Below are 19,963 nucleotides of genomic sequence, written 5' to 3'. Positions count from 1 at the left end.
CGAGCAATGCCCGCCGCCGTTTTAACTAAAAGCGCTGGTTAGCTCACCCGGTAGTTGGGAGCTTCTTTGGTGATCTGCACGTTGTGAACGTGGGATTCGTTAAAGCCAGCGCCGGTAATCTGTACAAACTCCGGCTTGGTGCGCATTTCCTGAATATCGCGGCAGCCGGTGTAGCCCATGGAAGCGCGCAGCCCACCCATCAGCTGGTGGACAATAGCGCCCATCATGCCTTTATAGGGAACGCGGCCTTCAATGCCTTCCGGTACCAGCTTCTCGGCGCCTTCGCTCTTATCCTGGAAGTAGCGGTCGGCGCTGCCCTGGTTTTGCGACATGGCGCCCATGGAGCCCATACCGCGGTAGGCTTTGTAGGTACGGCCCTGGTAAAGCTCTACTTCACCGGGGGCTTCTTCGGTACCGGCCAGCAGGCCGCCAACCATCACGGCGCTGGCGCCAGCGGCAATCGCCTTGGCCAGGTCACCGGAGAAGCGGATACCGCCATCGGCAATCAGCGGAATGTCGTACTCTTTGAGCGCTTCGGCCACGTTGGAAACCGCGGTGATTTGCGGTACGCCTACGCCGGCTACAATGCGCGTGGTGCAGATCGAGCCAGGGCCGATACCGACTTTCACAGCATCTGCGCCTGCTTCGGCCAGAGCTCGGGCAGCACCCGCGGTGGCGATGTTGCCACCAATTACTTGAATCTGCGGGAAGTGTTCTTTGATCCAGCGAACGCGGTCGAGAACGCCTTGGGAGTGGCCGTGGGCGGTATCGACAATGATCACGTCCACGCCTGCTTCGGCCAGGGCGGCCACGCGATCCGGGGTTTCCGGGCCTGTACCTACCGCCGCGCCGACCAACAAACGGCCATCGCTGTCTTTGGCAGCCATTGGGTAGGTGCGGGCTTTTTCGATATCCTGGAAGGTGACCAGGCCACGCAGGTGGAACTCGTCATCAACGATCAGCATTTTCTCGATGCGGTGTTCGCGCATTTTGGCTTTGCTGGTTTCGAGGTCGGTACCTTCTTTGACGGTAACCAGCCGGTCGCGCGGCGTCATGATCGCTTCAACGCTGTCGCCGTGGTTAGGCTGGAAGCGCATGTCGCGTTCGGTCACGATACCCACAAGGGTTTCGCCTTCTACCACGGGGAAACCGGAGAAGCCGTATTCACGGGCCATGGCGAGCAGGTCTTCAAGCTTGGCTTTCGGGCTAACGGTGACCGGGTCTTTCACAATCACGCTTTCGTGCTTTTTGACCTTGCGCACCTCAGCGGCTTGCTGGGTCATGGCCATGCTCTTATGGATGATGCCGATGCCGCCTTCCTGGGCCATCGCAATCGCTAGACGCGCTTCGGTAACGGTGTCCATCGCGGCAGAGAGGAGCGGAATATTGAGCGAAAGATTGCGGGTCAGGCGGGTTTTGAGGCTGACATCCTTGGGGAGGACATCGGAGAAGCCGGGAACGAGGAGAACGTCATCGAACGTTAGTGCTTCTTGGGCCATACGTAGCATAGCGGCAACACCCTGATTGAGAGGAAGTGGGGCGTGAAAGGTTAATCCCCTATTATAGCGTTTTGAGGGCCTTTCCAGCAATGCAGTCAGGCTTTTGTGCTTATACCAAATGCTAATGACGTATGCTGTTAGGCTGATAGCTGGCCATTTTTACTGTTCAAGGGGGCTTTTTGTCTCAACAGATTATTGTTTACACCGATTACGTTTGCCCCTTCTGCCTGCTAGCCGAAGAGGCCATTGTTCAGGCAACCGACGGTATGGATGTGGAAATCCGCTGGCGGCCCTTCGAGCTGCGCCCTGCCCCGGTGCCCACGTTGAAGGTGGAAGACCCTTACTTGCCTAAGATATGGCAGGATTCGGTTTATCCCATGGCCAAAAAGCTCGGCGTGCCCATCAAGCTGCCCAATATTTCGCCGCAGCCGCGCACCGACAAAGCCTTTGAAGTGTTTGCCATGGCCGAAGAGCAAGGCTTGGGCCACGCCTACTCCATGGCAGCGCTGAAAGCGTTCTTCCAGCAGGAGCGCGATATCGGCGACCCGGAAGTGCTGGCGGATATTGGTGAGTCGGTAGGCCTGGAGCGCCAAGCGGTGCTCGATGCGCTGGCCGAAGGCCGCTACCGCGAGCAGCACCAGATGGCCCAGCGCCACTCGGTAGAAGAAGCGCTTATCCAGTCGGTGCCTACCTTGGTCATCGATGGCGAAGTGATTCAGGGCGTGCCTGATCCTGCCGCCCTCAAACGTTTTCTGATTGAGCGCGCTTAAGTCTATGGCCTCCCCTATTCCCCAGGCCCTCACCGTCAACCAACTCACCCATCGTGCCTAGCAAACCCTTGAGTGTGATGGTGAGGTTATGGGGTGTATCATGCTGATTATTATTAATAAAAGGGGACAAGAATGGCAGACCAACCTAGGCAGCTCTACTACAGCAATCCAGATAACATCACGGGGGCACGTGTTTCGCGCGATATGATGGTGACGTTATGCAGTGCTTTCGGGGAAGCGCTTGACGATCCAGATACGCGTCATTTCATTCGCAATACACGTATTCCCAATGAGCGGGAACTCTACGGTACCTTTATCAAGGCGCTGCTAAGTGATGGCTTTAATAGCCAGATTGGCCACATTGCCACTGAAGTACAGGTATCTCGTCAGACAGATGAAGCCAGCGGCAAAGGCCGAGTGGATATCATTTTCGACTATCGCAGCACCAGTTTTCTCGTCGAACTGAAAGTCATTCGTGCTTCTGTGAACGGTCGTCAACCTGGTGAAGAATACGCAACAACGACACAGCGACTCGTTCGCCCATGGCAGAAAGCCGTCAATCAGCTCATCGAGCTTGATGAAACAAGCCTGGGAAAAGCACTAAAGAAGAAGGTTATCAAGCTCCCTATCGCCCTCTACCTGCATGTGGATAACAGACAAAAGGGCAATACGGATCAATGGGAAGCACTCTGCTCTGCAACACACGAAAGGATCGTATCTCAGTTATACGCGAGCTACCACTTCAGCTATTTCCAGCCACTGACAGACCCGGTGACCACATCACGCCGAAGAGGCTGCCTCGTAGAGGGAACGCCAGACGTAAGGCTTTACGGCTTTACCATTATTGCGGCATGCCAGTAACAATATCCGAATAATACAGGCTACTCCTTATGTGCCTCGCTCCAATACTGGATCGAGGCATCTGAAACGATGCCCTGCTCGGTACCAATACGTATCACCGCTTCCTGTAAAGCCAGCGCCAGATCGTACTGATGGCAAAGCGCCAACGAACGAATCATCCGCGAGATACGTAGGTGATTATGCCCGCCTGCTTTGAGCCAAATATGATCGCGGATATTGAGGCTCGGCTGGGCAGTAATGTTGAGCCCATCCCGCACTAAACCCAAAAAACTTAACATCACATCCAGCGAGACTCGCTGCTGCTCACGCAACGCGCTATCGTCGTGAAATACTTCACGCTCGACATCAGTCAGTAGCGGGGCAAAAGCGTTAAAACGGCCAGCCTCGGGAATGGGAAAAAGCCACTGAATATAATCGTGGGTATGCTCTAGCCAGAAGTGAGATAAGGCCCAGACGGCATCGATATAGCGCCCTTTATGATCCGGTGCCTCGCCACGGTAAAAAGCGATCAACGGTGTTGGGTGGTGGCCCATAGCATTTCCTCGTCATCTCCTGGGTAATACAATGATATTTCGTAACAACAACGCCATTTTACGCCACTAGCCGTAAAGATTCCCGGATTCCCTAAAGCAAGGGACAGCAATGAACGCACCAACGCCCACTGCCCTCTACGTCAGCCAACTCAACCAGCGAGCCTATAAAGCTTCTTGCCAACGCTCAGGGTAGGTCATGAGCGCCTGAATTTCTTCGGGTGCAGGCGCATCACAAATCACTTGATCAAACTCATCAAGATGAGCAACACGCTGGATACCGCGCTGGCATAATTTCGCTGACCCCATCAGCAGAACTTTACGGCCAGCGTGGCGCATCATGGTTTGTTTTACTTCTATTTTTTCACTATCGAAGTCGAGCAGGTAACCCTCTGCATCTATGCCTGAAACGGAAATCATCGCCACATCCAGCCGATAGCTGGTCAGCTCTTTGATGGTGCGCGACCCAGTCAGCGCCCCATCCCGCCCCGCTACCTTGCCGCCCACCACATGGATATCCAACAACTGATGCTGGGCAGCGAGCGTCAGCGCAGCCGTTAGATTATGGGTGACCACGTGCAGCCTTTTACGGTAGTTCAGCAGCTCGCGGGCAACGTGATCGCAGGTTGTGCCCGTATCCAGAAACAGCGCCTCGCCTTCCTGCAACTGCGATACCGCCAGGGTCGCCATACGCCCCTTCTCTACCTGCTGCGAATCCTGTTTGGTGGCGTAGCCAAGCCTAACCTGGGGTTTTTCGATCCGGGCCCCGCCCCGAAAACGCTGCAGCACATTAGCGTCACACAGTTTACGAATATCGCGCCGCACGGTTTGAGCGGAGCAGTTGAGTCGCTGGGCAAGAAATTCGATCGAGGCATGCCCATGCAATTCAACCAAGGCAATGAGTTCGCGATGGCGTGGGTTCAAATGCGCTAGGTCAGTCATCGGTAACAAACAATCCCCTGATAAAAAAATCCGGCCTTGCGACCGTCCGTCATCAAATTGACACAGCGGGGCGCGACCATAACGATCAAATTCTTACATTTTGATCAAAACATGACTCAGACATTACAAATTTATCTTGATGAATGCCAGCGTATCATGACGCACGCAGATGAGCCTCTGTCGCCCAAAATGCGTCCGCTGGGCAAGGCCAGTTGGCCAGCTGTACTGCAATCCCCCTGTTTGCCCCGCGAAGCGCTGATTGCATTAAAGCGCAGTAACACGCCGATGCAGCGCCCCCCGGTAGGCGTTATTGGCCCCCGCGAGGCCACTCAGCAACAGCTTGAAATAGCCTATGCCTTAGGCGCAGGTCTGGCCGAGCTGGGCATTCCGCTGTTATGTGGCGGCCGGGGCGGCGTTATGGAAGCGGCCAGCAAAGGGGCCGCGCTCAAGGGAGGTGAGGTCATCGGTCTGCTTCCCGATACTAGCGCAGAAGCCGCCAATCCCTGGGTCACCCTACCTATTGCCAGCGGCTTGGGCGAGGCACGCAACGTGCTTATCGCCCGAGCCAGTGTGCTGCTGATCGCCGTTGGCGGAAGCTTGGGCACGCACACCGAGGTAGCCTTTGGCCGTCACTTTAATAAGCCTGTACTCACCTTCCCTGATGCCCCTAATGCCGAAGGCACTACGCCTATCTGCAGCGTGGAAGAAGCCTTAGCGCTAACGGCCGCACACCTATGGGGAGTCACACAACCATCATGAATATATCAACAAACGATCAAATTCTTACATTATGGTCATTTATCTCTATTAACAGTTAGGGGCCAGATATGCGACTGATCACTTATTGCTACTTGGTTTACCTGTTGGCCCCTATCGTCCTACTGCTCGTAGGCGCTTTCGGCGACCAGTGGAGCAATACGCTGCTACCTGAGGGGTTAACCTGGCGTTGGTTTATCAGCGTATGGGAAGAAACCACCTATCGAAACGCCATGTTGACGACGCTCAAACTGGCCTTAACCACCTGTCTGATCAATATATTATTAGTCGTACCGCTGGTATATGGCGTAACGCTTAAATTCCCTGCTGTGGCTCAGAGCATCACGCGTCTTCTGGTCATGCTGCCGGTAGCCGTTCCCCAGTTGGTCATAGGCTTTGCTTTCATTCTGGCTTTTAGCACGGCCATGCTGCCCTGGCTAGGCAGCCCCTGGCTGCTAGTGGCAGGGCATGTGGTGGTGACGTTTCCCTACCTTTTTTACACCGTGTATGCCGATATCGAAGCCTCTCCCCTCAAAGCCTATGAACGCATGGCTCAATCCCTTGGGGCAGCCGAGTGGCAACGTTTTGTGCATCTCTATTTGCCGCTGGTATACCGCTCGGTATTTACCGGCAGCTTAACGGTTGCGGCGCTGTCCATTGGCGAGTTTGAGCTGAGCAACCTGATTTCAGGTTTTATGACCCAGCCCTACCCGGTGGTGTTGATCCAAGCGTTTTACCGCACCACAGGCTTCGCCTGCGCCGCAACGCTGTTTCTGCTCTCACTCGCTCTGCTGTTCTCGCTGTTTTCCACCCTGGTGCAGTGGCGGCTGGGCCGATCCTCTTCCCGGGAGTTACCGCAATGATTGCGCTAGAAAACATCCAGTTCCACTACCCCCATAGCAGCGTGGGTGTTCACGACATCAACCTGCAGGTAGAAACGGGCGAATTTCTTGTGGTGGTGGGTGCCAGCGGATCGGGAAAAAGTACGCTGTTACAGCTTATCGCGGGCTTCCTCACCCCGCTTCAAGGGCGCGTTCTACTTGATCATCAGGATGTTACCCAACTCTCTTGCGGCGAGCGCGGGCTGGGAATCGTGCCGCAGGATTATGTGCTCTTCAACCATATGACGGTGCTTGGCAACGTCGCCTACCCGCTTAAGGTTAAAGGTGTTCGCCAAGGAGAGCGCCACCGACGCGCCCGCAAGATCCTCCATGATGTAGGCCTTGAGGCGTTGGAACATTGCTATCCATCCCAGCTTTCTGGTGGCCAGCAGCAGCGAGTGGCCATTGCACGCGCGCTGGTATTCGAGCCCCGTGCCCTTCTGCTCGACGAACCGTTTTCGGCGCTCGACGCTTCCCGGCGGGAGTCGATGCGCCAGGAGCTCAAGCATATACAGCGTCAATTCGGCGTCACCACGCTGATGATCACCCATGATCAAGAAGAGGCGCTGATGCTGGGCGATCACGTTGCCGTGCTTGAACAGGGCAAGCTCCTTCAACACAGCGCGCCCCACCAGCTTTACACGCAGCCTGTGAGTGAAGCCGTGGCACGTTTCATTGGTCGCACCAACTTTATCGACGCTCAGGTACTTGATTCGCAGCGGATTGAAACCGCCGACCTGGGCATCCTGGAAGTGGCACCACACGCCTTTACAGTGGGGCAAACCGTGCGCGCCATGATTCGTCCCGAAGCCATTATTGCCAACCCAGCTAGCGATATCGCTAACCAGGCACCTGCCACGGTGATAGAGAGGCAGTTTCTGGGCGCCCAGCAACGTCACTACCTTCTCTGCGGCACTACCACGTTGTCGCTTGAGTCGGCTTCACCGCCGGAAATCATCACTCACGTGGCGCTTCCTCCCACACATATCCACCTGTTCAATCGCTGAGGTACTACCATGAAACGCTCTTTTGCTTACGGCCTACTCTCCGCCCTTAGCCTGCTGCCTTTATCGGCGTATGCGGCTAACACGCTTGACGCTGAGCTCTACGACGGCGAACAAGCACTCTACGATGCCGCCCAGGAAGAAGGGCTGGTTGTATCATTTGATACCGGCCCAACCTGGGCCAATTGGCAAAGCCAGTTTAACCGTTTTACAGAGCGCTACCCCGGCGTTCAGATTGTCTTTAACGACCTGGGCTCGGGTGCCACCGTGGTCGCTTTGGAGCAGGCCCGCAACCGCCCCCAGGCCGATACCGCCTACTACTACGCTTCTTCAGCAATTAATGCGCATGAGAAAGAGCTGTTAAGCCCCTTTACCCCCATCAATTTCGACAGCATTCCCAATGTCTTCAAAGCAGACGCGGGTGAGTGGTTCACGATCCACTCCTTGAACGTGGCCTTTATCGTTAATACGCAGTTAGTCGATGAAGTGCCGCAAAGCTGGGAAGACCTGCTCGATGAGCAGTACCGTAACAGCATTGTGTACCTTGACCCGCGCTCGACCGGGCAAGGCCAAGTTCTTACCCTGGCCGCCAACTATGCAATGGGGGGCGATCTCGATAATTTAACCCCGGGCATCGATTATCTTGCGGAATTGAGCCGCATCGGTAATGTTGCCCGTGTGGTTGGTACCACGCCCTATGCACAGTTCGTGCGCGGTGAAATTCCTATCTGGATCGGCTATGAAAACGACGGTCTAAAAGCCAGCATTACCGATGGCATGGGCGACAACGCAGCGGTGGTGATCCCCGAAGAGGCGTCGGTCGCAGCGCCGTACGCTATTTCACTGGTCAAGAACGGGCCAAACCCGAATGCCGGGCGTCTATGGCTCAACTATGTCATGTCGGACGAGGGGCAACGTACCTTTGCGGAAGGATTTGTTCGCCCTGTCAACGGAGATATCGAGCTGCCCGACACGCTGGTAGAGGCACCGCAGATTCGCCCGCTGGATGTGCAAAAAGCGTCGAGCATTAGCGCTGACCTCAGCCACCAGTGGACTCAGCACGTCCTTAATCAATAAGGCCACGCCATGCCTCGTCTGCGCTTTTTTAGCGTTTTGCCGCTGGTTCTACCCAGCGGCATTATTTACACGCTTTTTTTTATGGTGCCGCTGACACTGCTAATCATTGCAGCACTTGAGTCACCTTTGGTCACGGGTGCTCGTCTTCTTGACGAAGGGCTGGTGTTTAAAAGCCTAATAACCAGCGTTGCTTTATCAATTAGCACTGCGCTCTTGTCGGTCATCGTTGGTGTCGTGATTGCTGAGTTTCTCTATCATCAGCCGGAACGGCGACGCTTTTTTCTTCTTTGGCTGATCTCTCTCCCGCTGATTTTCAGCGGCTTGATTGTGGCATATGGTTTTATCCTCTTGTTGGGGCGGGCAGGCTTTATCACACTGTCCCTGGCATCGCTGGGCGTAGACCCGGCATGGTTTGGCCGCTTTGTGTATACCCCACAGGGATTGGTGTTGGTGTATGCCTACTTCTTGGTACCCCGCGTGGTGTTACTGATGCTGCCGGTGGTTCAAGGGCTTGACCGCCGCCAACTGGTGATGGCCGAAAGCTTCGGTGCCTCTCGGTGGCAGCAAATTCGTGACGTGTACCTACCGCCGTTACTGCCTGCGTTGATCTCCTCTTGGAGCCTTTGTGCTGCAGTGGCTTTTGGCGCCTATGGTACGGCCCTGGCGCTTACCGGTTCACAGATCAACCTGCTGCCGCTCCTGCTTTACAGCAATATTTCCGACGCAGGGTCTGATATGGCTTCTGTTGCTCTTCTTGCGCTGCTAATGATGTGTTGCTGCTTGTTGCTAACCCTTCCCGGCGAATGGATTCGTCGACGTTCTCAGCATCGATAGCGCTTGCGGGGCAACGAATTTGCCCCGCTCTATATTCGATGAGAGCTAGTATTTGATGCTAGGCTACAGTGCCCTGCATTCAGATATCCGCCATGACCCAAACACCCGCCCAAACACTCTCCGTCAGCCAACTCAACCAGCGCGCCAAGCAAACCCTCGAGCGCGATGTGGGCGAGGTGTGGGTAGAGGGCGAGCTCTCTAACGTTTCTCGCCCCGCTTCCGGGCATGTTTATTTCACGTTGAAGGATGACCGGGCGCAGATTCGCTGTGCGCTGTTTCGTCAGCGGGCGCGGTTTGTGTCGGCGCCGATGCGCGATGGCGATCAGGTCAAGCTGCGCGGGCGGGTATCACTGTTCGAACCTCGCGGTGACTACCAGCTAATTGCCGAAGCCGTGCAGGCGGCGGGCCTGGGGGAACTGCTGGCGGCGTTTGAGCGCTTAAAAGCGCAGCTGGAAGGCGAAGGCGTGTTTGCCAACGCCCGACCGCTGCCCTTCCCGCCCCGCAAGCTGCTGATATTGAGCTCCGCCACCGGGGCAGCCATTCGCGATGTGCTGGCGGTACTGGAAGCGCGCTGGCCGCTGGCGGACGTGACGCTGATCCCGGTGCCCGTTCAAGGTGCCGAAGCCGCCCCGGCGATGATTTCAGCACTGGCGCTGCTTAACCGTCAGGCGCGGCTAGACCCTGAGCGGGACGTGATTCTGATCACTCGCGGTGGCGGTAGCCTGGAAGACCTCTGGGCGTTTAATAACGAACACTTGGCACGGGCGATTTTTCACTCCCGGCTGCCGGTGATGTCGGCGGTGGGTCACGAGGTAGATATTACCCTGGCGGATTTTGCCGCAGACATGCGCGCGCCCACCCCATCGGCCGCCGCCGAACGCTTGGTTCCCGACCAACACACCCTTAAGCGCCAGCTTGAACATCAACACAGCCGTTTGCAGAGGGCGATGCAGGCCCGCCTGGAGCGCGACAGCCAGCGGCTGGATACCCTGCGCGCCAAGCTGCGCCACCCCGGCGAACAGCTCAACCGTCAGCGCCAGCACTTAACCGCCCTTGATCAGCGCTTGAATCGCGCCATGCAGTTAACGCTCGGCCAGCAGAAAGCCCAGGTGACACAGCTGAGCAGGCGCTTGGCCAGCCAGGATATGGCGCGGTTGCATCGCGCAGAAAGCGAACGTGTGAGCCAGTTACAGCGCCGTTTGGGGAGTGCGATTCAGCGCCAGTTGGAGAGCCGACAGGCACGCTTGAAAGCCGCGGCGCGGGAGTTAAACGCGGTCAGCCCGCTGGCGGTGCTGGGGCGCGGCTATGCGATTGCCCAGGATGAGCAGGGCCAGGTCATTCGCCGCGCGGAAGATACCCAGCCCGGCCAGAAGCTGAAACTGAAGCTAGGTGAAGGCAGGCTAAGCGTGGAAGTTAAGCGGCGTCTAAAGTCCGGGGGTTAAAGACCGGGGGTTAAAGACCTGGGGTTAAAGACCTAAGCTAAATGGCCGATATCTTCTAACAATGAGGAGAGGATACCGCCATGAAGATTGGATTTTCGTCTTTTACACTAATTAATCAGCGCCAAGATAAGCCGCAGTTTTTAACGCCTACCCGCGTCGCCCCCCAAAAAAGCGAGCCTGCTGAAGACGACCCGTTCACAAAGCGGCTTAAAAAGCAGCAGGAAGCGCTGGAAAGCTTGGCGTCGCTACCTACGCCAAAGGAAGCCTCCCAGCAGCAGGCCACCGATAAAGTGGGCTTCCTGCGTCAGCGGATTGAAATGCTGAAAGCCATGATGGCCTTCGCCTCTCCTGAACAGCTTAAAAACATGGCCAAGGAGCTCAAGAGCATCGCCCGTGAGCTTGCCGGTGCGGCTAAGCTGTTGAACAACCAAGGTGGCGGTGGTGCAGGCATGACCGCTATCCCGTCCGTGGTTGCAACGCCAGCAGTTCCCACGACAGCAGCTCAACCGGCCGTGGCTCAAACCAGCGGGGCCGAATCAGCCGGGGCCCCGGCGGGTGGCGATGAGAGCGCCCAGGCAACGGTTTCCAGTGACGCGCAGCAAGCCGAAGCCAGTGCGCAAACAGCCGAAGATGATGCTGAGAAGGCTGCTGAGCAAGAGGCCGAGAAGGCAGCGGGCGAGCCTGAAAGCGATGAATCCACCGAGCTCGGCGTATTACCAAGCCTACCTAACCTCATTCAGAATGAAGACAACCGCTCGAAATCCAATGGCCCCAGCGCTAGTGAACACGCACTACGCGGCGTACTGACTGACGCCCAAAAAGCGCTGCGCGAAGCAGTTAACGAACTTAAGGTTCGGCTGAATGAAGAAGATAAAGAAGCTCGTCGTGAGCTAAAGAAAGCTGAAGAAGTTATGGACAAGACTGATCGAGTGGTTGCCGCATCAACCTCTGAGGCCCTCTACTCCTCATTGGGGCAGTTGCTGCCTACCTCGCTAGGTGACGTTTCCGTATCAACGCCCTCTATCAACATAGAGGTTTAGCGCTAATAGAAAAGGCGCTACCGGAAGTAGCGCCTTTGTTGTTTTGCGTTGGCCTAAAAAATGTTGCATAGATTATTTCTTGGTATCCCTGCCTGACTTTTTATCGTCATCGGACTCCGGGTTTACATGATGAGTATCCGGCATCGGATTGGCCTCATCATGGTGGTCATCCTTCTCTTTAGGGGCTTTCTGGTCTTTATCGGGAACTTGAGTCATCGCTTCTTCCTTACCGTAGTGGGTGAGCGAAAGAGTGGGAGGCGTTCGTGGTGCCTCCTATCCCTGGCTGACTTAACTGTAGCCCTTCCCCTTCAACTTGCAATTCACCCTCATAAGCACTCACGACATAACTGCAATTAAACAATATTTAAAACAAACACTTAAAACAAGTAAATAGCTTTATAGCAGCTACATTAGCAATATTGATAGCATCAATAACCTGCCACTATCATTTCTCTGCATGACCAACCGTTTTATTGCTCAGCGTTCGCTTCCTGGTTTGCCGTTGTTACTACCTTGGTCTACGTTTACAGCGTGTAAGGTACTCGAGGATACGAGGGCCTGAACAGTGGTTAGTAAGTGATGTTTTACGATGACTAACCGTATGTGCAAACCAAATTGTGCCAACAATGGAGTGACCGCACATGAGTGATCAACACCAACCACCCCAGCATCAGGATAAACAGCCTGGTGATGAATACGTCATGCGCCCGGAGCCCGAATACATCCGTGAAAGCTACCGGGGCGCCGATAAGTTACTGGACAAGGTCGCGATTATTACCGGTGGCGACAGCGGCATAGGGCGTTCAGTCGCCGTTCACTATGCCCGCGAAGGTGCCGACAGCGTGATCGTGCATCTTAAAGAAACCAAAGATGCGGAAGAGACCAAACGGCTGGTGGAAGCCGAAGGTCGCCGCTGCTTGGTTTTGAAAGGCGATGTGGCAGCGCCAGCGTTTTGCCGTGAGATCGTCAAGCGCACCCTCGACCACTTCGGCAAGATCAATATTGTGATCAATAACGCCGCCGAGCAGTACGACTGGGATGACATTACCGAGATCCCCGATGATCAACTGCTACGCACCTTCCAGACCAATATCTTCAGCCATTTCTATCTGAGCAAATCTGCCCTGCCGCATCTCAGCGAAGGCGATACCATTATTGCCACCTCATCAATCAATGCCTTTAAGGGCAACGACACGCTGATCGATTACACCGCCACCAAGGGCGCTATTCAGGGGCTGGTGCGTTCGTTGGCGATGTCGCTGATGGATCGTGGCATTCGCGTGAATGCCGTAGCGCCAGGGCCGGTATGGACCCCGCTGATTCCCGCCAGCTTTGAGGATGAGAAAGTAGCGTCATTCGGCGGCCAAGTGCCCATGAAACGCGCCGGGCAGCCCAGCGAAATGGGCCCTGCCTATGTCTATTTGGCCAGCGAGGAGTCTTCCTACATGAGTGGCCAGACCATGCACCTGAATGGCGGCGTTATCTTAAATACCTAAGCGTTTCTTATATAAGATATAGCGCGCATTACTGGGGTGGCTTTGAGCCACCCTTTTGTTAGAACACTGTTCATGCAATCACGGCAACGCCAAAATATTCCCGCTCGGGAATATTTAATCCTAATAACCCGACGAGACGACTGATAATTACCGCTCGGTAATTATCGAAGGATTTATCTGACAGTAATGTTGGGTCAATAAGCCTCGCTTCTCACTGCCGCCTGGGGATAGCCGTCGCATACGTGTTGAGATGCGAAAGGTGGTCATCCGCTTGCTGCAAAGCGTCTAGCGTCTTAGGCCTATCGAATTCCGCCAATAAACTGCACAGCACTTCGGAGACGGCTAATGCCGGGGTTAGCGTGTGAAAAAAGCTATCGGTTTCCGTGGGGCATAGAATCGTCTGCGCTGACATCCCCACCAGCGGCGACACTTCACTATCGGTGATAGAAACAATGCCTGCCCCCTTATCTTTTGCCAGTTGGGCCAGTTCCAGCGTCCCTGTTGCATAAGGTTTGATGGAGATAACGAGCAATACATCCTCAGATGTGGCACGAATTAGTCCATCTCCGCCGGTTCCCCCAGGCCCATCCAGGTGAACCGAGCGCTCGCCCAGCAGGGTCATCACGTAATGGAAATGCCAGGCAACGGCATGGCAGGAACGTAAACCCAGCACGTATACCTTTCTCGCTGATCTCAGCCTAGTGGCGGTGGCTTCCAGCTGCCGCAGCGAATCAGGCTCGCAGAGCTTAGCAAGCTGGGCACTTAGCCCCTGAAGCATATGCGAAGCGGTATCGCAGGCTCCCCTTTCACTGCCTTCATCTACCCGCTGGCGAACCTTGGCCGCAAAACCATCGCTCCCCTGACGTAACGCCGCTGCATGCTGCGCCCGAAGTTCGTCGTACCCTGGCAACCCCAAGAATTTGGCAAGCCGTGTCATGGTGGCGGGTTGCACACCCGCTAGGCGCGCCACCTCGCGCATGGACACCAGCGCCACTTCCTCTGGATGCTCAAGCACGTAGCGAGCGGCCTGTTGCAGCTGCGCAGACATGGCATCGTACTGGGCAATAATCTGCTCTCTTAGGGAATCGCTCGGCTGCATAGTAGTTGGCTCTGTGAAGAAATAGTCGGTTGGCTCTGTGAAGATATGATCTACATGTTTCACACTATATTTAAATGATTTATTTGTTGCAAATATCTTTGTGAGTGTGCCAATCTCATTGTCATATGAATTACTCACCGTTTGATAATGAGGGAAAGAGGCTATGACGCGTATTCTTCACCGCGGTATCGGGGCGCAGCTACCTCATGCTGCGTCGGCACAGGGCGTCTATATCACGGATACCACGGGGCGTCGCTATCTGGATGGGTCGGGAGGCGCTGCAGTCACCAGCGTCGGGCACGCCCACCCGGAAGTGCTGGCCGCCATGCGCTCACAGATCGATAGCCTCTGTTACGCCCACACCTCATTTTTCACTACCGATGCCGCCGAAGCACTTGCCGAAAAGCTCGTGGATTTAGCCCCCGCAGGGCTGGATTACGTCTACTTGGTGTCGGGTGGGTCAGAAGCCGTCGAAGCGGCGCTGAAAATGGCCCGGCAGTACTTTGTAGAGATTAATCAGCCCCAGCGACGGCATATCATTGCCAGACGCCAGAGCTACCACGGCAATACCATCGGCGCGTTGGCAACCGGTGGCAATGCCATGCGGCGCCAGCAGTTTCAGCCCATCCTGCCAGAAACCCACCATGTATCGCCCTGCTATGCGTATCGCGACAAGGGCACCGATGAGACGCCCGAGGCCTACGCGGCACGGCTTGCCGAGGAGCTTGAGGCAAAGATTCTGGGACTTGGCCCTGAAGAAGTCATGGCCTTCGTTGCCGAACCCATCGTCGGTGCCACCTTAGGGGCGGTCGCTTCTGAGGCGGATTACTTCAAACGCGTACGTAGCATTTGCGATAAATACGGCGTACTGCTGATCCTCGACGAAGTGATGTGCGGCATGGGAAGAACTGGCACCGTCTTCGCCTGCGAACAAGATGGGGTAGTCCCGGATATCGTCACGATTGCCAAGGGTTTGGGCGGCGGTTATCAGCCTATCGGCGCGGTGATGCTATCGGCCAACATCTACGCCAGTTTTGCCAATGGGTCTGGGCTGTTTCAGCATGGCCATACCTATCTTGGGCACCCTGTGGCCGCCGCGGCCGCCAACAAAGTGGTTGAGATCATTGCACGGCCGGAGACGCTGGCGAACGTCAATGCCATGGGCACGAGGTTACAGAGCGGCCTTGAAGCGGCGCTCGGCGCATCCCCCCATGTGGGCGATATTCGCGGCAGGGGCTTGTTTCGCGGTATCGAGATTGTCGCGGACAGGGAGAGCAAAACGCCTTTCGATCCGGCTAGAAAGATTTACGCCAAGATCAAGCGACAGGCCATGGCGCGTGGCCTGATCAGCTACCCGATGGGCGGCACTATTGATGGCATTAACGGTGATCATATCTTGCTGGCTCCGCCCTATATCATTGCGCCTGACGAAGTAGACCTGATCATTGAGCGTATTGCCGAGGCCATAACCGCCGCCATCGCAGAGTAATAACTCACTCAACAGCTATCTAAACTAAGATTTGAATGACGACTGAAAGGAGACCACCCATGCACTCTTCTCCCTGCCCGCCTGTTTCCGACGCCGACTGGCCTGAGGAGATCCCTGATTTACGCGAGGGCTTTGCTGGCGCACTCAACGTTTATCGCACCATGGCCCATCACCCGGCCTTGCTTAGAGCGTGGGCGCCCTTGCGCCAACACGTTGTTAAGGAGAATGCGTTAGGCCCGGAACTGACTGAAGTGGTGATTTTACGCGCGGGTTTGCGTATGGGCTCTGCCTACGAGTGGGCTCATCATGTTAGTCGTGCACTCGCCCTGGGATTCTCCGAACACCGGATCACGGCTATTCGCGGTACTCCCGAAGGCGTTGACGGTCTTATCGTCAATGCCGTGGATGCGTTATTCGATGAGCGCATGCTGACCAAGGAGCAGGAAGCAGAACTTGCCGAGGCGATTGGACGCAAAGCAGTGATCGACCTGATCGCCATGGTGGGTTTTTATTCGGTGCTGGGCTATCTGCTCAAAACCTACGACACACCGATTGACGACACTATTCAACAAGAAGCGCAAAAACAGCCGGAGCTGTTTTCGCTAATGCCACGTTAAACCAGCTAATCCAGATCTGCTAATAAGCGAATTACGCTAATTGCTTAACCAACACCTTCGATTTACGGGCGTGATTGTAGGTTTCGCGTTTCAGCGGGGGTAGGTCTTCCAGGCTGGCGGCGCGGAAGCCGTGTTCCACAAACCAGTGGGCGGTGTGGGTCGTCAGCACGAAAACTTCAGTTAAGCCGCGCTGGCGGGCGCGGCGCTCCATGGCTTCCACCAGGCGCTCGCCCCGCTCGCCACCGCGGTAGCTGTCGTGCACCGCCACGCAGGCGAGTTCGGCAATGCTGGTATCCGTAAATACATGCAGCGCGGCGCAGCCAATCACCATGCCGTCACGCTCAATCACCATGTAGTCATCGATTTCATGCTCCAGGCGCTCTCTTGAGCGCGCTACCAGCATGCCCCGGCGCTCAAGCGGTTCCAGCAGTTCCAGCAAGCCCGCTACATCGTTGAGCGTGGCCGGGCGCAGCTGTTCGTAGCGGTGCTGGGTAATCATGGTGCCCACGCCGTCGCGGGTGAACAACTCACCCAGCAGGGCATCGTGGTTGCGCCAGGAAAGCAGGTGCGTGCGCGCCACGCCTTCCCGTGCGGCTGTGCAGGCGGCCTGTAAGTGGCGGGCTAGCTCGCTACCTGGCACCGCGGCGCTTAAACGCGGCTCGGCCTCCGCTGGCGAAAGCTGGCGCAGCAGCGCGCCCTGCTCATCTTCCAAGCCTTCGGATTCCCCCAGCAAAATCAGCTTATCGGCTTTCAGCGCCACGGCGGCGTGTTGAGCGACTTCAGAGGCATCCAGATCAAACACCTCGCCGGTACTGGAGAACCCGAGCGGTGGCAGTAGCACCAGCGAGCCTTTTTCCAGCAGGCCTTCAATGGCGCTGGCACGCACCCGGCGTACTTCGCCGCTGTGGTCGAAATCCACCCCTTCGCGCACGCCTAATGGCTTGGCGGTCACCAGATTGCCGGAGATCACGCTCAATTCCACACCGTGCAGCGGCGTGCTGGGCAGGCCAAGGGAGAGCCGCGCTTCAAGCCATAGCCGCTGGTGGGCAGCTACCTGCTCAACATGAGCCATCACCGCGCGATCCGCGACCCAGCGGCCATCGATGCGCGTGGGCTCTACGCCAGCGGCGGTTAGCGACTCGTGCACCTGGGGGCGAATGCCGAACACGACGACCAGTCGCACACCCAGGGTATGCAGCAGCGCCAAATCCTGAATCAGTTGCTCCCCTCGGCCAGACGCCATGGCTTCGCCTTCAATTAAGATGACAAAGGTTCGCCCCCGGTGGGCATTGATGTAGGGGGAAGCGTTACGAAACCAATCAACAAAGGGGAAGCGCGTATCCAAGGGCCGCTCTCCGGCAGCAGGTGAAAGAAACAATCTCAAAAACAATTTCAAAAACAATCTCCAGTTACTTTACCAGAGCACGAAAAACAGCGGCACCTTCAAATGCAAATCTGCTCAATCTAATGCAGATAAACATGAAGATGCCGCTGTGATCTTATCGCTCAGATGCTTCTAAAGCCTTTCGAGCCTTGGCGTACTACGTTTACAACGTGCTGCTTATTATTCGTTAGCCGAACATGCCCTTGAACATGAAGAAGAACAGAATCGCCAGGCCAGCGCCTGCTGGTAGCGTGATCAGCCACGACATGGCAATCGTGCCGATGACCCGCAGGTTCAATGCCGCCATGCCGCGTGCCAACCCCACCCCAAGAATCGCGCCGACCAGGGTGTGGGTGGTGGAAATCGGCAGGCCAGTGCCCGAGGCCAGCACCACCGTCGTGGCTGCCGCCAGGGTAGCGGCAAAGCCACGGCTGGGGGTCAGTTCCGTAATCCCGGTACCCACGGTAGCGATGACTTTATGACCGTAGGTGACCAGCCCCACCACGATACCGCTGCCGCCAAGTACCAGCACCCACCAGGGCACCAGTGCAGAGCCGCCAATTTCACCGCCGGTTTGCACCACGCTGATGACTGCCGCCAGTGGGCCAACCGCATTCGCCACATCGTTAGAACCGTGGGCAAAGGCCATGGCACAGGCAGTGAAGATCATCAGCACGCCGAACACACGCTCAACGTTGGCATAGCCGAAGTGGTCGTTGGTATTGTGCTCAAACTTGATACGCCGCTGCATGATCAGGCCAATGCCCATAATCACCAGGCCCAGCAGGATCGACAGCAACAGGCTCTGATTGAAGGTTAGATCCAACCCCACATGAGATAACCCTTTGGTCAGCGTGACCATCGAAACGATGAAGCCCACCAGAAACACATAACCGGGTACGTAGCGTTTGGCGGCCGTGAACGGGTTGTCGTCCTCGAAAATCAGGTGGTGTACCGATTTAAACAGCACGAAACCGATGGTACCTGCCAACAAGGGGGAGACCACCCAACTGGCGGCAATCTTGCCTACCGCACCCCAGTCCACCGTGGCAGGACCTAGCCCTGCAACCGCAAAGCCTACGATCGCGCCGACAATCGAGTGCGTCGTGGAAACCGGCCAGCCTTTCATGGAGGCCACCAGCAGCCATGTCCCCGCCGCCAGCAGGGCTGCCAGCATGCCGTAGACCAGCAATTGTGGGTCGTCCTGTAGCAGTTCGGGGTCGATAATACCTTTACGGATCGTATTGGTAACTTCGCCACCGGCTAGCCAGGCACCCAGGAATTCAAAAATGACCGCAATCAGGATAGCCTGTTTGATGGTGATCGCTTTCGACCCCACCGAGGTTCCCATGGCATTGGCCACGTCGTTGGCGCCAACGCCCCAGGCCATGAAAAAGCCAAACAAACAGGCCAGGATGATAAAGATTTCACCGTGCTGGGCAATAATCAGCATGAAAGTCCCCTTAGCGGGCAGTCAGGATCTGCAGACGGCTACCCACGCGCTCGGCGCGGTCGGATAGTTCGCCAACCCATTCAATGATCTTGTAGAGAAAGATCACGTCCACTGGCGGTAGCTGGCTCTCAAGCTTGAACAGCTGGCGGCGAATGGTGATCTGTTGGTCGTCGGCTTGGTGTTCGAGGGTGTGCAGCTCACGGATCATCTTCTGCATCACATCCGAGACGTTTTTGCCAAAGCCGGACTCGAGTAGATCCTTGAGCTCTTCTAGCGCTTGACGCGCTTGCGCCACGCAGGCAACGCTGGTTCGAATGTAGTCGCGCATCGGCGCGGCCAGCTCATCCGGCACGCGCATTTTACGCCCCAGCATAATGCCGGTAATGTCACGCACCTTGTTGGCGATCTTGTCCTGCACGCTGATCAGATCAAGCAGATCGGAGCGCGACACCGGAAGAAACATGGTGTTGGGCAGGTTCAACCGCAGCTCTGTTTTCAGCGTATCGGCGTCATGCTCTAGGCGGGTGACGTTTTCGCGCAGCTCAGCCGCTTTGTCCCAGTCATCAACCAGGGTTGCTTCAAAAAACGGCAACAGCTGATCGGCACACTCATTCGTCTTGACGATATGGGCCAATAACGGCTGGAATGGCGAGCGGCCAAACATCGAAGAAAAAGGATTGGAGGTAACCATAATGCCTTTTAGCCTGTTTTCGGGGAGCCTGGAAATGGCGGCGCCAGTATAAAGAGTGCGCCTGCCGCCGTCATGAAAAGTTCACAAATGTAATCAAA

The 19,963-nt window shown here is 56.1% G+C and carries 20 protein-coding genes; 12 read left to right on the top strand and 8 right to left on the bottom strand.

What is annotated here, in order from left to right:
• Nucleotides 1-38: 38 nt before the first annotated feature.
• A complete protein-coding gene (guaB, locus tag HALTITAN_RS08125; RefSeq protein ID WP_039858765.1) occupies nt 39-1,508 on the bottom strand; it encodes an IMP dehydrogenase in 1,470 nt (489 codons plus the stop codon).
• A 170-nt stretch (nt 1,509-1,678) separates the two neighbouring features.
• Here guaB and HALTITAN_RS08120 point away from each other — a divergent pair, with 170 nt between their 5' ends.
• Both HALTITAN_RS08120 and HALTITAN_RS08115 read left to right on the top strand, forming a co-directional pair.
• Nucleotides 1,679-2,269 (top strand): DsbA family oxidoreductase, encoded by a 591-nt coding sequence (locus tag HALTITAN_RS08120; protein ID WP_039858764.1) that lies wholly within the window; start codon nt 1,679-1,681, stop codon nt 2,267-2,269.
• Nucleotides 2,270-2,401: 132 nt separating this feature from the next.
• The gene (locus HALTITAN_RS08115; protein WP_009286809.1) at nt 2,402-3,130 is read left to right on the top strand and encodes a hypothetical protein; all 729 of its coding nucleotides are present in this window, start codon (nt 2,402-2,404) and stop codon (nt 3,128-3,130) included.
• A gap of 20 nt (nt 3,131-3,150) precedes the next feature.
• On the opposite strand, the gene HALTITAN_RS08110 is transcribed toward HALTITAN_RS08115, so the two are convergent.
• The gene (locus tag HALTITAN_RS08110; RefSeq protein WP_009286808.1) at nt 3,151-3,663 is read right to left on the bottom strand and encodes an opioid growth factor receptor-related protein; all 513 of its coding nucleotides are present in this window, start codon (nt 3,661-3,663) and stop codon (nt 3,151-3,153) included.
• A gap of 162 nt (nt 3,664-3,825) precedes the next feature.
• Nucleotides 3,826-4,602: a DeoR/GlpR family DNA-binding transcription regulator gene (locus tag HALTITAN_RS08105; RefSeq protein ID WP_039858762.1), complete on the bottom strand. Its 777-nt coding sequence runs from the start codon at nt 4,600-4,602 to the stop codon at nt 3,826-3,828.
• Between the two features lie 111 nt (nt 4,603-4,713).
• Here HALTITAN_RS08105 and HALTITAN_RS08100 point away from each other — a divergent pair, with 111 nt between their 5' ends.
• The 7 genes from HALTITAN_RS08100 to HALTITAN_RS08070 all read left to right on the top strand — a co-directional run bounded on the left by HALTITAN_RS08100 (nt 4,714) and on the right by HALTITAN_RS08070 (nt 11,636).
• Nucleotides 4,714-5,361 carry a TIGR00725 family protein gene (locus tag HALTITAN_RS08100; RefSeq protein WP_051051937.1) on the top strand — a complete coding sequence of 216 codons (648 nt, stop codon included), beginning with the start codon at nt 4,714-4,716 and terminating at the stop codon, nt 5,359-5,361.
• 68 nt (nt 5,362-5,429) lie between these two features.
• Nucleotides 5,430-6,221: an ABC transporter permease gene (locus HALTITAN_RS08095; RefSeq protein WP_009286805.1), complete on the top strand. Its 792-nt coding sequence runs from the start codon at nt 5,430-5,432 to the stop codon at nt 6,219-6,221.
• Nucleotides 6,218-7,246, top strand: a complete 1,029-nt coding sequence (locus tag HALTITAN_RS08090) for an ABC transporter ATP-binding protein (protein ID WP_039858759.1) — start codon at nt 6,218-6,220, stop codon at nt 7,244-7,246. The genes HALTITAN_RS08095 and HALTITAN_RS08090 overlap by 4 nt, the downstream gene beginning before the upstream one ends.
• 9 nt (nt 7,247-7,255) lie before the next feature.
• Complete coding sequence (locus tag HALTITAN_RS08085; protein WP_009286804.1) at nt 7,256-8,320, top strand: extracellular solute-binding protein; 1,065 nt, start codon at nt 7,256-7,258, stop codon at nt 8,318-8,320.
• A gap of 9 nt (nt 8,321-8,329) precedes the next feature.
• A complete protein-coding gene (locus HALTITAN_RS08080) occupies nt 8,330-9,154 on the top strand; it encodes an ABC transporter permease (protein WP_009286803.1) in 825 nt (274 codons plus the stop codon).
• 92 nt (nt 9,155-9,246) lie between these two features.
• Nucleotides 9,247-10,596: an exodeoxyribonuclease VII large subunit gene (gene xseA, locus HALTITAN_RS08075; RefSeq protein WP_039858757.1), complete on the top strand. Its 1,350-nt coding sequence runs from the start codon at nt 9,247-9,249 to the stop codon at nt 10,594-10,596.
• Nucleotides 10,597-10,676: 80 nt separating this feature from the next.
• Entirely contained in the window at nt 10,677-11,636 is a 960-nt protein-coding gene (locus HALTITAN_RS08070; RefSeq protein WP_009286801.1) for a hypothetical protein, read from the top strand.
• Nucleotides 11,637-11,708: 72 nt separating this feature from the next.
• Here the strand turns inward: HALTITAN_RS08070 and HALTITAN_RS25725 are convergent, their stop codons facing one another.
• On the bottom strand, nt 11,709-11,852 hold the full coding sequence (locus HALTITAN_RS25725; protein WP_022519932.1) for a hypothetical protein: 144 nt from the start codon (nt 11,850-11,852) through the stop codon (nt 11,709-11,711).
• 425 nt (nt 11,853-12,277) lie between these two features.
• Here HALTITAN_RS25725 and HALTITAN_RS08065 point away from each other — a divergent pair, with 425 nt between their 5' ends.
• Nucleotides 12,278-13,132: an SDR family oxidoreductase gene (locus HALTITAN_RS08065; protein WP_039858755.1), complete on the top strand. Its 855-nt coding sequence runs from the start codon at nt 12,278-12,280 to the stop codon at nt 13,130-13,132.
• 211 nt (nt 13,133-13,343) lie between these two features.
• Here the strand turns inward: HALTITAN_RS08065 and HALTITAN_RS08060 are convergent, their stop codons facing one another.
• Entirely contained in the window at nt 13,344-14,231 is an 888-nt protein-coding gene (locus HALTITAN_RS08060) for a MurR/RpiR family transcriptional regulator (protein ID WP_039858754.1), read from the bottom strand.
• 163 nt (nt 14,232-14,394) lie between these two features.
• On the opposite strand from HALTITAN_RS08060, the gene HALTITAN_RS08055 reads away from it, so the two are divergent.
• Both HALTITAN_RS08055 and HALTITAN_RS08050 read left to right on the top strand, forming a co-directional pair.
• Complete coding sequence (locus HALTITAN_RS08055) at nt 14,395-15,720, top strand: aspartate aminotransferase family protein (RefSeq protein ID WP_009286799.1); 1,326 nt, start codon at nt 14,395-14,397, stop codon at nt 15,718-15,720.
• A gap of 59 nt (nt 15,721-15,779) precedes the next feature.
• A complete protein-coding gene (locus HALTITAN_RS08050; protein WP_039858752.1) occupies nt 15,780-16,337 on the top strand; it encodes a carboxymuconolactone decarboxylase family protein in 558 nt (185 codons plus the stop codon).
• A 31-nt stretch (nt 16,338-16,368) separates the two neighbouring features.
• On the opposite strand, the gene argA is transcribed toward HALTITAN_RS08050, so the two are convergent.
• The 3 genes from argA to HALTITAN_RS08035 form a co-directional block, all read right to left on the bottom strand.
• Nucleotides 16,369-17,682, bottom strand: a complete 1,314-nt coding sequence (argA, locus tag HALTITAN_RS08045) for an amino-acid N-acetyltransferase (RefSeq protein ID WP_039858750.1) — start codon at nt 17,680-17,682, stop codon at nt 16,369-16,371.
• Between the two features lie 226 nt (nt 17,683-17,908).
• Nucleotides 17,909-19,174: an inorganic phosphate transporter gene (locus HALTITAN_RS08040; protein WP_009286797.1), complete on the bottom strand. Its 1,266-nt coding sequence runs from the start codon at nt 19,172-19,174 to the stop codon at nt 17,909-17,911.
• A 10-nt stretch (nt 19,175-19,184) separates the two neighbouring features.
• Nucleotides 19,185-19,865 (bottom strand): TIGR00153 family protein, encoded by a 681-nt coding sequence (locus HALTITAN_RS08035; RefSeq protein ID WP_009286796.1) that lies wholly within the window; start codon nt 19,863-19,865, stop codon nt 19,185-19,187.
• Nucleotides 19,866-19,963: the final 98 nt, after the last annotated feature.

Source organism: Vreelandella titanicae BH1, assembly GCF_000336575.1.
GTDB lineage: Bacteria > Pseudomonadota > Gammaproteobacteria > Pseudomonadales > Halomonadaceae > Vreelandella > Vreelandella titanicae.
Note: the sequence above shows the minus strand (reverse complement) of the source record. Positions and strands in the feature narration are given on the sequence as shown.